Genomic DNA, 14,653 nt, shown 5'->3' with positions numbered 1-14,653 from the left:
GCCGCACTCCGCCGTGAACACGCAGGTCACACGGACACCACCCGGCACACCCCGCACCGGGACCCGATCACCGCGCGGGCGGGCGCCCGGGGGCGCCCGGGACGGGCCGGGCCCGGCCCGCGCGGCCCGGCTACTTGATCCCGCGGTTGCGGAGGATGTCCTCGATCTCGGCGAGATCCGGGTCGCCCGCGGTCGGCGCCGGGCCTCCGACGGCGCCCTTGGGCGCCTTGCCCGCGCCCGCCTGGCGGCCCTTGGCCGCCTTCCGCGAGGACTTGGCGTCCTCACCCTCGGTCACCGAACGGCGGCTCAGGGCCGCACCGGACCCCAGGTACAGGACGACCGCCAGGCCGGCCACCACGACGCCCGCCCACTTCATGGGGCTGAACACCAGGTCGGCCAGGAACGTGGTCACCCCGGTCATGGACGCGGCCAGCGGGATCAGCGACAGCGCCGCTCCCCGCGCGCCGGACGCCGCGCCCTTCCGCCGGTACACCCCCCAGCTGGCGACCAGCCCGACAAGGGTCACCCCCAGGCTGATCGCGAAGATTGCTGCGTCGCTCATGACGGCCCCCAGGCTCGGACGTGCTGTTCTCGGCTCCCATCCTCACACGTCGGACGGCGGATGAGTCTCCTCCGCTCGAACGGTTTGCCCGCGATCATGCCTCCTCCTCACGCGTGACCCGTCCCGGAGGACGGTCAGGGTTCCCCCCGGGGCCGCTCCCGGCGTGCGCCTCCGCTCCCCCGCGCCAGGGCGCTCCGGGGCGGACGGCCCGTCCGGGCGCCGGGCGGGACCGAGAGGCCGAGAGGGGCTGAGAGCGTCGCTCAGCCGTTCGAAGGCGCACGGACGAACGGAGGGACAAGTTCGGGCGAAAGCCGCGTGTCAGGCGAACAGGGAGCGCAGGAACGGCACGTCCACGTCAGCGAGGGACGCCACGACCGTCCGGCCCGGGGCCTCGGCCAGCGCGATCACGCCCGGCACCGCGACCGTCCGGCAGCCCGCCGCCTCGGCCGCCGCCAGCCCGCTCGGGGAGTCCTCGAGCACCGCGCAGCGCACCGGGTCGACGCCGAGCCGCGCGCACGCCGTCAGGTACGGCTCGGGGTCGGGCTTGGTCCGGGACACCTCGTCCCCGGCCAGCGTCAGGTCGAAGTGGTCGCGGCCGATGCCGTCCAGCGCGGGCTCGAGCAGCGCGCGGTGGCTGGAGGTGACCAGCGCGGTCGGCAGGCCCGCCGCGCGGACCCCGGTGAGCAGCTCCTTGGCGCCCGGCAGCAGCGGGACGTTCGTGCGCATCCGCTCGACCATGCCGTCCAGCAGGCGCCGCCCGATCTCCCCGGGCGGGACGGACGTGCCCGACCGCTCCACCATGTAGGCGGAGGCGACGGCCAGGTTCCCCCCGACCAGGTTCTCCTGGTCGGCGTGCGTCCACACGCCGCCGAGGAGCTCCATCACCTCGGTCTCGACCTCGAACCACAGCCGCTCGGAGTCGATGAGGGTGCCGTCCATGTCGAACAGCACCGCCTGCGGATCGTCCTGTACGCCCCGTGTCACGCCGCCTGACCTCCTTTGACCTCGATCGTCCAGGTTAGGTCAGGCGGCGCACCCGCCGGGCCACGCGGGTGCGCGGCCCGGTGGGGGCAGGCCGATCAGGTGTTGAAGTACTTCGCCTCGGGGTGGTGGACGACCAGCGCGTCCGCCGACTGCTCGGGGGCGAGCTGGAGCTCCTCCGACAGCGTGACCCCGATCCGCTCCGGCTCGAGCATCCGCACCAGCTTGGTGCGGTCCTCCAGGTCCGGGCAGGCGGCGTAGCCGAAGGAGTAGCGGGCGCCCCGGTAGCCGAGCTTGAAGAAGTCCTCGACGTCGTCGGCGTCGTCGCCGCCGAAGCCCATCTCCGCGCGGATCCGCGTGTGCCAGTACTCCATCAGCGCCTCGGTGAGCTGCACCGACAGGCCGTGCAGCTCGAGGTAGTCGCGGTAGGCGTTCTTGGCGAACAGCTCCCCGGTCGCCTCGGCGATCTTCGACCCGACCGTGACCAGCTGGAACGCGGCCACGTCGGTCTCCCCCGACGCGCGGGAGCGGAAGAAGTCGGCCAGGCACAGGTGCCGGTCGCGGCGCTGGCGCGGGAAGGTGAACCGCTCCCGGTCCGAGCCGTCCTCGTTGAGGATGACCAGGTCGTCGCCCTCCGACACCGCCGGGTAGTAGCCGTACACGACGGCCGCCTCGATCAGGCCCTCGGTCTGGATCCGGTCGAGCCACATCCGCAGCCGCGGACGGCCCTCGGTCTCGACGAGCTCCTCGTAGGACGGCCCGTCCCCGCCGCGCGCGGGCTTCAGGCCCCACTGGCCCATGAACGTGGCGCGCTCGTCCAGGAACGCCGCGTAGTCGGCCAGCGCGATGCCCTTGACGATCCGGTCGCCGAGGAACGGCGTCTTCGGCAGAGGGTTGTCGGCGGCGACGTCGGAGCGGGCGGGCATGTCCTCGGGCGCGGTGACCTTGAGCGTCGCACCCTTGCGGACCCGGCGCTCGCGCAGCGGCGGGAGGGCGGCGCCGTCCACGCCGCGCTTGACCGCCATGAACGCGTCCATGAGCCGCAGCCCCTCGAACGCGTCGCGGGCGTAGCGGACCTGGCCGTCGAACAGCTCCGCGAGGTCCTGCTCGACGTAGGCGCGGGTGAGGGCGGCGCCGCCGAGCAGCACCGGCCAGGTCTCGGCCAGGCCGCGGCTGTTCAGCTCCTCCAGGTTCTCCTTCATGATCACCGTGGACTTCACCAGCAGCCCGGACATGCCGATCACGTCGGCGCGGTTCTCCCGCGCGGCGTCGAGGATCGCCGACATCGGCTGCTTGATGCCGATGTTCACGACCTCGTAGCCGTTGTTGGACAGGATGATGTCGACCAGGTTCTTGCCGATGTCGTGGACGTCGCCCTTGACCGTCGCCAGGACGATGCGGCCCTTGCCGCCGTCGCCCTCGAGCTTCTCCATGTGCGGCTCGAGGTGGGCGACCGCGGTCTTCATCACCTCGGCCGACTGGAGCACGAACGGCAGCTGCATCTGGCCGGAGCCGAACAGCTCGCCGACCGTCTTCATGCCGTCCAGCAGGACGTCGTTGACGATCTCCAGGGCGGGCCGCTGGGTGAGGGCCTCGTCCAGGTCGGCGTTCAGGCCGTCGAGCTCGCCGTCGACGATCCGGCGCTTGAGCCGCTCCCACAGGGGCAGCGCGACCAGCTCGGCGGCGCGGTCGGCCTTCATCGCGGCGGTGTCGACGCCCTCGAACAGCTCCATGAACCGGTGCAGCGGGTCGTAGCCGTCGCCGCGCCGGTCGTAGACCAGGTCGAGCGCGACCTTCCGCTGCTCCTCCGGGATCCGGTTCATCGGCAGGATCTTGGACGCGTGGACGATCGCCGAGTCGAGCCCGGCGTCCGCGCACTCGTTGAGGAACACCGAGTTCAGCACGATGCGGGCGGCCGGGTTCAGGCCGAACGACACGTTGGACAGGCCGAGGGTCGTCTGGACGTCGGGGTAGCGGCGCTTCAGCTCGCGGATCGCGTCGATCGTCTCGACGGCGTCCCGGCGGGACTCCTCCTGGCCGGTGCCGATCGTGAAGGTCAGGGCGTCGATGATGATGTCGCCGACGTCCATGCCCCACTCGGAGGTCAGGTAGTCGATGAGCCGGGACGCGATCTCGACCTTCTTGTCGGCCGTGCGGGCCTGGCCCTGCTCGTCGATGGTGAGCGCGACGACGCCCGCGCCGTGCTCCTTGACGGAGGGCATCAGCCGCGCCATCCGGGAGGCGGGGCCGTCGCCGTCCTCGAAGTTCACCGAGTTGATCACGGCGCGGCCGCCGAGCATCTCCAGGCCGGCGACGATCACGTCGACCTCGGTGGAGTCGAGGACGATCGGCAGCGTGGACGCCGTGGCGAACCGGAACGCCAGCTCCTTCATGTCCGCGACGCCGTCCCGGCCGACGTAGTCGACGCACAGGTCGAGCATGTGCGCGCCGTCCCGGGCCTGGTCGCGGGCGATCTTCACGCAGTCGTCCCAGCGGCGCTCCAGCATGGCCTCGCGGAAGGCCTTGGAGCCGTTGGCGTTGGTGCGCTCGCCGATCGCCAGGTAGGAGGTGTCCTGCCGGAACGGGACGTGCTGGTACAGCGACGCCGCGCCCGCCTCGTGCCGGGGGCGGCGGGCGGCGACCTCGCGGCCGCGGACCCGCTCGACGACCTTCGCCAGGTGCTCGGGGGTGGTGCCGCAGCAGCCGCCGACGAGCGACAGCCCGAACTCGCGGGTGAACGTGTCGTGCGCGTTGGCCAGCTCGTCCGGGGTCAGGGGGTAGCGGGCGCCGTCGGACGTCAGTTCCGGAAGGCCCGCGTTCGGCATGCAGCTCAGCCCGATCCGCGCGTTGCGGGCCAGGTAGCGCAGGTGCTCGCTCATCTCGGCGGGGCCGGTCGCGCAGTTCAGGCCGATCAGGTCCAGGCCCATCGGCTCGAGCGCCGTCAGCGCCGCGCCGATCTCCGAGCCCATCAGCATCGCGCCGTTCTGCTCGATGGTGACCTGGCCGATCAGGACGGTCTCGGTGCCGGCTGCGTCGATCGCGCGGCGGGCGCCGATCAGGGCGGCCTTCGCCTGGAGGAGGTCCTGGCAGGTCTCGACGAGGATGGCGTCCGCGCCGCCCTGGATCAGGCCCTCGGCGTTCAGCTGGTAGGCGTCGCGGAGCTCGGCGAACGGCACGTGCCCGAGGGTGGGGAGCTTGGTGCCCGGGCCGACCGAGCCGATCACCCAGCGGGGACGGTCGGGGGTGCTGTACTCGTCGGCGATCTCGCGGGCCAGCCGGGCGCCCGCCTCGGCCAGCTCGAAGATCCGGTCGGTGATGCCGTACTCGCCGAGGTTGCCGAGGTTGGCGCCGAAGGTGTTGGTCTCGACGCAGTCGACGCCCGCGTCGAAGTAGGCGCGGTGGACCGACCGGACGATGTCGGGCCGCGTCACGTTGAGGATCTCGTTGCAGCCCTCGTGCCCCTGGAAGTCGTCCAGCGTGGGACCGGCGTCCTGGAGCATCGTCCCCATGCCCCCGTCGGCCACGACGACGCGTTCTTTCAGGGCCTGGCGCAGGGAAGCCGCGGTGGGAGTGCTCATAGGGACCAACCCTATCGGGCCGGACACCGCGCCCCACCGTCCGTCCCCGTGACGGATGGGCGATCGGAACGCTAACGTTCGCCCAGTGTCTACCAACGGGTAACGAGCGCGGGCGCCCCCGGCCGCGCTCGCCCGGACGACCACCGCCGCGGGCGACGCGCGCCCCGGCGACGACAGCAGGGAGCGGCCGTGAGCGCCTACCGGACCATCCTCGTCGGCACCGACGGATCGGACACCTCGTTCCGCGCGGTCGACCGCGCCGCAGCGCTCGCCGCCGCCACCGGCGCGACGCTGCTGCTCGCGACCGCCTTCACCCCCATGCCCGAGAAGGAGCGGCTGTCGGCCGCCGACCAGCTCGGCGACCTGGCCTACAAGGTGCAGGGCTCCACCCCCGCCGACGACGCGCTGCGCGCCGCCCGCGAGCGCGCCGTCGCGCAGGGCGCCACCGACGTCGACCAGATCGCCGTGGAGGGCGACGCGGTCGACGTGATCGCCCGGATCGCCCGTGACCGCAAGGCCGACCTCGTCGTCGTCGGGAACCGGGGCCTCAACAGCCTCGCCGGGCGGATTCTCGGGTCGGTCCCGGCGAACCTCTCGCACCGCTCCCCCGTGGACGTGCTGATCGTGCACACCACGGACGGGAAGTGACCCGATCGTGACGCGTCCGGGCCCGCCGGGCGACCCCCGGCGAGGTCTGGGGCGGCGAGGGGTGGGGTAGTTCTGGGACAGGACGTAGGCTGACAGCCACCGATCATGAGCGGGGCCCCCGACCCCAGGGAATGGACGGTCCCCCGGTGACGCTGTACAGGGCGTCGGAAGGAGGCAGCGCGTGATCGAGCTTGAAGGCGTTCCGGACCTCGTCGATCCGGTCGTCGTGGCCGCCTTTGAAGGGTGGAACGACGCCGGTGAGGCGGCCAGTGGGGTGATCACCCACCTGGAGAGCGTCTGGGACGCGACGCCGATCGCCGAACTCGACCCCGACGACTACTACGACTTCCAGGTCACCCGGCCGATGGTCGAGATGATCGACGGCGAGACGCGGAGCATCTCCTGGCCCACCACCCGGATCTCCCGGGCCCGCCTCCCCTCGGGGAGGGACGCCGTGCTGATCCACGGCATCGAACCGAACATGCGGTGGCGGTCGTTCTGCCGCGAGATCGTCGACAAGATCCACGAGCTGGGCGCGCGGCAGGTGGTGCTCCTCGGGGCGCTGCTGGCCGACGCCCCGCACACCCGTCCCGTTCCGGTGACGGGCGCGGCCAACGACGCGGCGATGGTCACCGACCTCAATCTGGAGCCCGCGCGCTACGAGGGGCCGACCGGCATCCTCGGCGTGCTCCAGGACGCCTGCGCCAAGGCCGAGCTGCCGACGGTGTCGCTGTGGGCGGCGGTGCCGCACTACGTCGCGCAGCCGCCGTCGCCGAAGGCGACGCTCGCGCTGCTCCGCCGCGTCGAGGACCTGCTCGACGTGGCCGTCCCCCTGGGTGAGCTGCCCGAGGAGGCGCGGGCCTGGGAGAACGGCGTGAACGAGCTCGCCGAGGAGGACTCCGAGGTCGCCGAGTACGTCCGGACGCTGGAGGAGCAGAAGGACGCGACCGAGCTGCCCGAGGCGAGCGGCGACGCCATCGCCCGCGAGTTCGAGCGGTACCTGCGCCGTCGCGACGCGGGCTGATCCCGCGGGGCGCATCCGGAAGAGCACCGTCGAGGCCCTCGCCGACCACCGGTCGGCGAGGGCCTTCGCCGTGCGGTGGGGCCTTCGCCGTGCGGTGGGGGCTTGCGGCCCGGACGGACCTGCGCAAGCATTCACTTACCGGATGTTCGCCTCTCCCCCGGGCGCAAGGAGTCCCCCGTGAGCTCCCCGGACACCGCCGCCGCCGTCCGCGACCGGGACGCGCTGCGGCTGCTCGCCGCCGAACCCGCCGTGATGCTCGCCGCGGGCCGCGCGCTGCTCCTCCAGGTCGCCCACCCGCGGATCGCGCGGGGCGTCGCCGACCACAGCGACCTGCGGGAACGGCCCCTCGACCGGCTGACCGGCACGCTCGACTTCCTCACCGTCGTCGCGTTCGGCACCGAGGAGGAGGCGGGCCGGCTCGGCCGCGGCCTGCGCCGCCTCCACCACCGGATCACCGGCCCCGGCTACTCGGGCGACGACCCGGACCTGCAGGTCTGGGTGAACGCCACCCTCACCGACGCCGCCCTCTACGTCTACGAGGAGATCCTGCGCTCCCCCAGTGGCGACCTCGGCGCCGCCTACGTGGAGCAGGCCCGGTACGTCGCCGAGGTGCTCGGCTGCCCGCCGGACGCCCAGCCCGCCGACCGCGACGGGTTCCGCCGCTACTTCGAGGACACGGTCGCCTCGCTCGAGGTCACCGACGCCGGACGCGAGGTCATGCGGGCCGTCCTGTGGTCGCGCGAACTCCGCTGGCTGGGCCCCGCCCTGTGGCTCAACCGGTTCGTCACCACCGGGCTGCTGCCCGAACCCGTCCGCGTCCAGTACGGGCTGCCGTGGGGGCCGCGCCGCGACCGCTGCCTGTGGATCCTGCTGCGCACCGGCGCGTTCTCCTACCGGCTCGTCCCCGGACGCCTCCGCCGCGCGGGCGTCCCCGTCCTGCTGTGGCGCTCCCGCCGCCGCCTCGCGCGCAAGGCCCGAGCCGCCCAGCGGAGCAGGCGGGAACCGGCGGCATGAGAAGAGCCCCGCCGGGCATGCCGGACGGGGCTCGTTCCCGGCGTTCTACAGCTCGACGCCCAGCAGCGCGTCGACGAGGGCGCGGACCTGGGCGGGGGCCTCGGTGTCGCCGCCGGTCCCGGTCAGCGCCGCGTCGGCCCAGGCGTCGACCGCGGCGAGCGCGCCCGGCGCGTCCAGGTCGTCGTTCAGGCGCTCGCGGACGGTCTCCAGCACGTCACCGGCGGACGGACCGGCGGGCGCGGCCACCGCGGCCCGCCAGCGCGTGATCCGCGTCGTCGCGTCGTCGAGCTGGCCGCCGGTCCACTCCCAGTCCGAGCGGTAGTGGTGCGAGAGCAGCGCCAGGCGGATCGCCATCGGGTCGGCGCCGCCGCGCCGCAGCGTCGACACGAACACCAGGTTCCCGCGCGACTTGGACATCTTCTCGCCGTCCAGGCCGACCATGCCCGCGTGCACGTACGCGCGCGCGTGCGGGCGCTCGCCCGTCGCGACCTGCGCGTGCGCCGCGCCCATCTCGTGGTGCGGGAACGCCAGGTCCGAGCCGCCGCCCTCCACGTCGAACGCCATGCCGAGGTGCTCGACGGAGATCGCCGAACACTCGATGTGCCAGCCCGGGCGGCCCTTCCCGAACGGCGAGTCCCAGCCCGGCTCGCCCGGACGCTGCGCCAGCCACACCAGCGCGTCCAGCGGGTCGCGCTTGCCCGGACGGTCCGGGTCGCCGCCGCGCTCGGCGAACAGCGGCCGCATCCGGTCGCGGTCTAGGCCGCTGACCTCTCCGAACCCCGGCTCGGCCGCCACCGGGAAGTACAGGTCGCCGTCGACCTCGTACACCGCGTCCCGCGCCCGCAGCTCCTCGATCATCTTGACCACCAGCGGGATCGCCTCGACCGCGCCGATGTACTGGTCCGGTGGCAGGACCCGCAGGGCCGTCATGTCCTCGCGGAACAGCTCGATCTCCCGGTCGGCCAGATCCCGCCAGTCCAGGCCGTCCCGCTCCGCGCGTTCCAGCAGCGGATCGTCGATGTCGGTGGCATTCTGCACGTAGTGGACCCGGCGGCCCTGGTCCCGCCACACCCGGTTCACCAGGTCGAACGCGAGGTAGGTGTTGGCGTGGCCCAGGTGCGTGGCGTCGTAGGGGGTGATCCCGCACACGTACATCCGCGCGGTCGGCCCCGGATCGGCGGGCCGCGCCTCCCCGGCGCCGGTGTCGTGCAGCCGCAGCGCACCGGCCGCGCCGGCCAGGCCGAGTTCGGGGAGACTGGGGACTTCTGGAGCGGGCCACGATCGCATGATTGAACCTTATCCGTGCGCTCCGGATAGCTTGACACCGAGATAGTCCCGACCGTCCTCCCTGTCCCCGCTGCCCCCCGAACGGGTGGAACGGAGTTCGACCGAGTCCATGGCACGCCATCGCAAGTCGTCCGATCGCCGCGGGCTCCCCCGCGCGGCGCACGGCGGCCTCGCCGTCCTGGTCGCGCTGCTGCTGACCGCCACGATCGTGGTCGGCGTCGGCCGCGTCCGGCACGGCCTGGCCACCGGGCACGGCGCCGCCGAGCCCGACGAACCCCCGCCCGCCCTCCCCGCGCACATCGGCGCCTACACCTCCAAGGTGCGGCTGCCGGGCGAGAAGACCGGGCGCGACCTGGTGGTGTACCGGCCGAAGGTGCCCGACTCGTCCAAGCTGCCGGTCGTGTACTTCCTGCACGGCGTGCCCGGCGACCCCAAGTCCCTGGTGGACGACGGCCTGTTCGACGAGCTGAAGAAGTACCTCGCCAAGGGCGGGCAGCCGTTCGTCCTGGCCGTCCCGGACGGCAACGGCGACCACCACGACGACACCGAGTGGGCCGACGCCGCCGACGGGTCCGACCGGGTCGAGACGCGCCTGCTGAAGGCCGTCATCCCGGCCGTGGAGGGCGACCGCCCGCGCGACGCCGCGCACCGCGCGATCGCCGGGTTCTCCATGGGCGGGTACGGGGCGCTGAACCTCGGCCTGCGCCACCCCGACCTGTTCGGGCAGGTCGTGTCGCTCGCCGGGTACTACGGCGTGGACGACCCCGACCACATGTTCGGCGGACGTGAGGACCTCGAGGCCGCCAACAGCCCCGACCGGCACCTCGACGCCGCCAAGCAGGTCCGGATCTTCATGGCCGTCGGCCAGGACGACGGGAACCCCGTCGTCGAGGGCAGCTCCCAGCAGTTCAAGCGGCTCCTGGACGCCGCGCACGTCCCCGCGACGCTGCAGGTGCTGCCGGGCGAGCACGACTGGGACTTCGTGACCCGCGCCCTGCCCGCCGGGTTCGACTTCCTCCGGCAGGGCTGGGCCCAGAACGCCTCGGCCGGCCGCTGACACGACAGCTGATCAGGGACGACGGGCAGGAACGGCGAAGGGCGGCGCCGCCTCAGGGCGGGCGCCGCCCTTCGCCGTCCGGGTCGGCGGGGCGTCCGTCCGGTCAGGAGAGCCGGACGCGCGGATCCAGGAACGAGTAGCCGATGTCGACGATCAGGTTCGCGACCACCACGAACAGCGTCACCATCAGCGTCACCCCGATGATCACCGGGGTGTCGCCGAGGTTGATCGACTGGTAGACCAGCTGGCCGACCCCCTGCAGGCCGAACACGCGCTCGATCACGATCGTCGAACCGATCAGCGCGCCGATGTCGATGCCGAACTGCGTCACGACCGGCGTCAGCGCCGACCGCAGGCCGTGCCGGTAGATCACGCGGCGTTCCGAGATGCCCTTCGACCGCGCGGTGCGGATGTAGTCCTCGCCCAGCACGTCCAGCATCGAACCGCGGGTCAGCCGCGTGTACGTCGCGACCATGAGGAACGCCAGGCCGATCCACGGCAGGATCATCCGCTGGAAGAAGTGCTCCTGCAGCGGCGGGCCCGCCTCGAAGAAGTGGATACCGGCCTCCCCCAGCTTGGTGGAGAAGACGTACAGCAGGACCAGCGCCATCACGAACGACGGCAGCGACAGCCCGATCAGCACGGTCCCCGTGATGAGCCGGTCGGTGCCCGACCGCGGGTGCGTCGCCGAGTACACGCCGGACGCGACGCCGCCGACGAACCAGATCACCCCCGCGCCCGCGACCAGCCACAGCGTCGTCGGCAGCCGGTTGGCGATGATCGACGCGACCGACGTGCCGTTCAGGTACGACTGGCCGAGATCACCCTTCAGCAGGTGCCCGAGCCAGGAGAAGTACTGCACCAGCACGGGCTTGTCGAGGCCGAGGTTCCGGCGGATCTGCTCCAGCGTCTCGGTGGACGCGCGCGGACCGCCGATCGTCCGCTCCACCGACGTCGGCGACAGGTGCAGGAACACGAAGACCAGCGTCGACACCAGCCACAGCACGAGGATCGCGTACAGCAGGCGGCGGATGACGTAACGGAGCATGGCTCATTTCCCCCCGGCCTGGCGGTCCCCGCGCGGGTCCATCGCGTCCCGGATCGCGTCGCCGAGCAGGTTGAACGACAGCGTGGTCAGCAGCAGCAGGACGGCCGGGACGACCAGCAGCCACCAGGCGGTCTGGAACACCTCGCTGCCCTCGCCGAGCATCGCGCCCCAGCTCGGCATCGGCGGCCGCACCCCGACACCGAGGAACGACAGCGTCGACTCGAACACGATCGAGGTCGGGATCAGCAGCGAGGCCAGCACCGTGATCTGCGCGACCAGGTTCGGCAGCACGTCCACGACCATGATCCGCCAGCGGTTGGCGCCCAGCGACCGGGCCGCCTCGATGAACTCCTTCTGCTTGATCGACATGACCTGGCCGCGGATGATCCGGCCCGTCGCGGCGAACGAGAAGAACGCGATCACCGCGATCGTCATCGTCAGGCTCCCCGCGACCGACTGCACCTGGAACGTCACCGCCAGGGTGATCGCGATCAGCAGGTACGGCAGCGCGAGGGTGATGTCCATGACCCGGGCCAGGACCCCGTCCACCGCGCCGCCGACGTACCCGGCGAGCGTCCCGACCAGGACGCCGACGACCGAGGCGAGCGCCGACGCGGCGATGCCGACCAGCAGCGAGATCCGCGCCCCGTAGGCGGCGCGGACCAGGACGTCCCGGCCGAGCTGGTCGGCGCCGAGCCAGAAGTCCTTGGACGGCCCGATCGGCTGCCCGTTGACGTCCAGGCCGGTCTTGGGGAACGTCGCCGCGTACGGATGGCCCGTCCAGGACGCCCACAGCGGCGCCATCAGCGCGAACAGCACGATCAGCACCAGGATCACCAGGAAGACCAGCGCGACCTTGTCGTTGCGGAACCGGGCCCACGCCAGCTGCAGCGGCGACCGGCCCCGGACCCGCCGCTCCTCGACGTCCGGCGGGACGATCTCGGGTTCGAGTTCGGACAGGCTCGTCACGGGGTCGCCTCCGGCAGCTCCGGTTCGGTGGAGACCTGGGCGATGCCGGCGGTCCGGCCCGCCAGGTGCTCGCCGCGGCCCACCGGGAAGTGGCAGGCGGTCAGGTGGTCGGCCGCGTCGCCCTCGCGGGCGGCGAGCTCGGGGTCGTCGGTGACGCAGCGGTCCTGCGCCTTCGGGCAGCGCGGATGGAACCGGCACCCGGACGGCGGGTCGATCGGGGACGGCACGTCCCCGGTCAGCACGATCCGCTCCGCGCGCTCGGCCTCGTCCGGGTCGGCGATCGACGCCGCCGACAGCAGCGCCGCCGCGTACGGGTGGCGGGGGCCGCCGTACAGCTCGGCCCCGGCCGCGTTCTCCACGATCCGGCCGAGGTACATGACCGCGACCCGGTCCGACACGTACCGGACGACCGACAGGTCGTGCGCGATGAACACGTAGGTCAGGCCCAGCTCGTCCTGGAGGTCCTTCAGCAGGTTGATGACCTGGGCCTGGATGGACACGTCCAGCGCCGACACCGGCTCGTCGCAGATGATCAGCTTGGGTTTGAGCGCGAGCGCGCGGGCGATGCCGATGCGCTGCCGCTGCCCGCCGGAGAACTCGGCGGGGAACCGGTTGTAGTGCTCAGGGTTCAGGCCGACGAGCTCCATCAGCTCCTGGACGCGGGTCTTGCGCTCGCCGCCGTCCGCGAGGCCGTGGATCGCGAACGGGTCGCCGATGATCGAGCCGACGCGGCGGCGCGGGTTCAGCGACCCGTACGGATCCTGGAAGATCATCTGGACGTCGCGGCGGAACGCCTTCAGCCCCGACGCCCCGAGCCGGGTGATGTCGGCGCCCTCGAACACGATCCGGCCGCGGGTGACCGGGTGCAGCGCCGCCAGGCAGCGCGCCAGGGTCGACTTGCCGCAGCCGGACTCGCCGACGATGCCGAGGGTCTCCCCGCGCCGGACGGTCAGGTCCACGCCGTCCACGGCGTGGACGCGCGCGACCTCCTTCTTGAAGACGATGCCCTGCCGGATCGGGAAGTGCTTGAACACGCCCTCCGCCGACACGAGCACGTCGGGTTCGCCCGCCTGTGTCACGTGGTCGCCCGCCTGTGTCACGTGTTCCCTCCGTCCGGCGCGTCCGGCCCCTTCGGCCCCGCCCCTCGCGGACCGTCGTCCGGGCCCTGCGCCTGCGGCCCCGCGTCGGGGCCCTGCGCCTGGGGGCCGGTGTCCGGGCCCCGCTCCCCTGGCTCCGGTTCTCCGGGCTCCTGCGAGGCCGGGCCGGTGCCGGGGCCCGTGCCCTGCTCGGGGCGCCCGGCGGACGGGGCACCCTTTCCCTGGGGCTTGCCACTCGTCTTGCCGCTGGTCTTGCGGCCGGCCTCGGCGGCGGCGAGCCGCCGGGCCTGGGCCTCGTCGCCGAGGCCGACGGCGTCGTGCGGGAGCCAGCAGGCGGAGGTGTGCGAGGGGTCGTGGCCGTCCGCGCCCTCCGGCGGGCCCGCCGGGTCGAGGGTGGGCTCGTCGACGCGGCAGCGGTCCATCGCGAACTCGCAGCGGGGGTGGAACACGCAGCCCGTCGGCAGGTTGATCAGGCTCGGCGGCTGCCCGGGGATCGGCCGCAGCCGCTCGCCGCCGCCCGCCGCCGTCGGCACCGACCGCAGCAGGCCCATCGTGTAGGGGTGGTGGCCCCGGTAGTACAGGGTGCGGCGCTCGGCCTGCTCGGCCGGCTTGCCGCCGTACATGACCAGCACGTCGTCGGCCATGTCCGCGATCACCCCGAGATCGTGGGTGATCATGATGAGGGCGGTGTCGAACTCCGACTGGAGCCGCCGCATCAGGTCCAGGATCTGCGCCTGGACGGTCGCGTCGAGGGCCGTGGTCGGCTCGTCCGCGATGATCAGCTTGGGGTTCAGCGCCAGCGCCATCGCGATCATCACGCGCTGCCGCATGCCGCCGGAGAACTGGTGCGGGTAGTCGTCGACCCGGCGGTCCGGCTTGGGGATGCCGACCAGGCCGAGCATCTCCACCGCGCGCTTGCGGGCCTGGTCCTTGGAGACCTGCTTGTCGTGGGCGCGGATCATCTCCTCGATCTGCCAGCCGACCTTGTACAGGGGGTGCAGGCTCGACAGCGGGTCCTGAAAGATCATCGCGATCTCGGCGCCGCGCAGCTCGCGCATCCGGTCGTCGCTGACGGTCAGCAGGTCCTGGCCCTCGAACAGGGCGGTGCCGGACACCTGCGCGCCGGGGGTCAGCCGCATCAGCGTCTGCGTGGACACGCTCTTGCCGGACCCCGACTCCCCGACGATGCCGAGCGTCCGGCCGCGGTCCACGGAGAACGACATCCCGCGCACGGCGTGGACCTCGCCGTCGGCGGTGTGGAAGGAGACCTGGAGGTCGGTCACCTCGAGAAGACTCATCGACGCCCCTTCGCGCCCGTGCCGCGCCGGTCCTGACCGGGCCCGCCCCGGCGGCCGCGCCGCCGGGGCGGGGGCCGCCGTGCCCGCGTC

Annotated in this window: 12 protein-coding genes; 4 read left to right on the top strand and 8 right to left on the bottom strand. The window is 72.8% G+C overall.

Features of this window, described 5'->3' with window-relative positions:
• Positions 1-130: 130 nt before the first annotated feature.
• The 3 genes from EBO15_RS34735 to metH form a co-directional block, all read right to left on the bottom strand.
• On the bottom strand, positions 131-562 hold the full coding sequence (locus tag EBO15_RS34735) for a hypothetical protein (RefSeq protein ID WP_122198714.1): 432 nt from the start codon (positions 560-562) through the stop codon (positions 131-133).
• Between the two features lie 318 nt (positions 563-880).
• Positions 881-1,546, bottom strand: coding sequence for an HAD family hydrolase (locus EBO15_RS34730; RefSeq protein ID WP_325051966.1), 666 nt, complete (start codon positions 1,544-1,546; stop codon positions 881-883).
• Positions 1,547-1,641: 95 nt separating this feature from the next.
• Positions 1,642-5,121, bottom strand: a complete 3,480-nt coding sequence (gene metH / locus EBO15_RS34725; RefSeq protein WP_122198713.1) for a methionine synthase — start codon at positions 5,119-5,121, stop codon at positions 1,642-1,644.
• A gap of 189 nt (positions 5,122-5,310) precedes the next feature.
• On the opposite strand from metH, the gene EBO15_RS34720 reads away from it, so the two are divergent.
• The 3 genes from EBO15_RS34720 to EBO15_RS34710 all read left to right on the top strand — a co-directional run bounded on the left by EBO15_RS34720 (position 5,311) and on the right by EBO15_RS34710 (position 7,807).
• The gene (locus EBO15_RS34720; protein WP_122198712.1) at positions 5,311-5,769 is read left to right on the top strand and encodes a universal stress protein; all 459 of its coding nucleotides are present in this window, start codon (positions 5,311-5,313) and stop codon (positions 5,767-5,769) included.
• 181 nt (positions 5,770-5,950) lie between these two features.
• Positions 5,951-6,793 (top strand): PAC2 family protein, encoded by an 843-nt coding sequence (locus EBO15_RS34715; RefSeq protein ID WP_122198711.1) that lies wholly within the window; start codon positions 5,951-5,953, stop codon positions 6,791-6,793.
• 177 nt (positions 6,794-6,970) lie between these two features.
• Entirely contained in the window at positions 6,971-7,807 is an 837-nt protein-coding gene (locus EBO15_RS34710) for an oxygenase MpaB family protein (RefSeq protein ID WP_233616634.1), read from the top strand.
• Positions 7,808-7,852: 45 nt separating this feature from the next.
• Here EBO15_RS34710 and mshC read toward each other — a convergent pair whose 3' ends face one another.
• Complete coding sequence (gene mshC / locus EBO15_RS34705; protein ID WP_122198710.1) at positions 7,853-9,094, bottom strand: cysteine--1-D-myo-inosityl 2-amino-2-deoxy-alpha-D-glucopyranoside ligase; 1,242 nt, start codon at positions 9,092-9,094, stop codon at positions 7,853-7,855.
• 109 nt (positions 9,095-9,203) lie between these two features.
• On the opposite strand from mshC, the gene EBO15_RS34700 reads away from it, so the two are divergent.
• Positions 9,204-10,151, top strand: coding sequence for an alpha/beta hydrolase (locus tag EBO15_RS34700; RefSeq protein ID WP_122198709.1), 948 nt, complete (start codon positions 9,204-9,206; stop codon positions 10,149-10,151).
• Between the two features lie 103 nt (positions 10,152-10,254).
• Here EBO15_RS34700 and EBO15_RS34695 read toward each other — a convergent pair whose 3' ends face one another.
• From EBO15_RS34695 to EBO15_RS34680, 4 genes are read right to left on the bottom strand one after another with little or no spacing between them, the layout of a single operon-like run.
• On the bottom strand, positions 10,255-11,199 hold the full coding sequence (locus EBO15_RS34695) for an ABC transporter permease (RefSeq protein WP_122198708.1): 945 nt from the start codon (positions 11,197-11,199) through the stop codon (positions 10,255-10,257).
• 3 nt (positions 11,200-11,202) lie between these two features.
• Positions 11,203-12,168 (bottom strand): ABC transporter permease, encoded by a 966-nt coding sequence (locus EBO15_RS34690; protein ID WP_122198707.1) that lies wholly within the window; start codon positions 12,166-12,168, stop codon positions 11,203-11,205.
• Positions 12,165-13,268, bottom strand: coding sequence for an ABC transporter ATP-binding protein (locus tag EBO15_RS34685; protein WP_122198706.1), 1,104 nt, complete (start codon positions 13,266-13,268; stop codon positions 12,165-12,167). Before EBO15_RS34685 ends, EBO15_RS34690 begins: the two co-directional genes overlap by 4 nt.
• The gene (locus tag EBO15_RS34680) at positions 13,265-14,563 is read right to left on the bottom strand and encodes an ABC transporter ATP-binding protein (RefSeq protein ID WP_325051965.1); all 1,299 of its coding nucleotides are present in this window, start codon (positions 14,561-14,563) and stop codon (positions 13,265-13,267) included. The genes EBO15_RS34685 and EBO15_RS34680 overlap by 4 nt, the downstream gene beginning before the upstream one ends.
• Positions 14,564-14,653 lie beyond the last annotated feature (90 nt).

Source organism: Actinomadura harenae (genome assembly GCF_003696215.1).
In the GTDB taxonomy this organism is placed as follows: domain Bacteria; phylum Actinomycetota; class Actinomycetes; order Streptosporangiales; family Streptosporangiaceae; genus Spirillospora; species Spirillospora harenae.
Note: the sequence above shows the minus strand (reverse complement) of the source record. Positions and strands in the feature narration are given on the sequence as shown.

Bases quoted from the DNA above. Each gene is read 5' to 3' on its own strand.
- EBO15_RS34700 (WP_122198709.1), top strand. From the start codon at position 9,204: ATGGCACGCCATCGCAAGTCGTCCGATCGCCGCGGGCTCCCCCGCGCG.
- metH (WP_122198713.1), bottom strand. From the start codon at position 5,121: ATGAGCACTCCCACCGCGGCTTCCCTGCGCCAGGCCCTGAAAGAACGC.
- EBO15_RS34735 (WP_122198714.1), bottom strand. From the start codon at position 562: ATGAGCGACGCAGCAATCTTCGCGATCAGCCTGGGGGTGACCCTTGTC.
- EBO15_RS34695 (WP_122198708.1), bottom strand. From the start codon at position 11,199: ATGCTCCGTTACGTCATCCGCCGCCTGCTGTACGCGATCCTCGTGCTG.
- mshC (WP_122198710.1), bottom strand. From the start codon at position 9,094: ATGCGATCGTGGCCCGCTCCAGAAGTCCCCAGTCTCCCCGAACTCGGC.
- EBO15_RS34680 (WP_325051965.1), bottom strand. From the start codon at position 14,563: ATGAGTCTTCTCGAGGTGACCGACCTCCAGGTCTCCTTCCACACCGCC.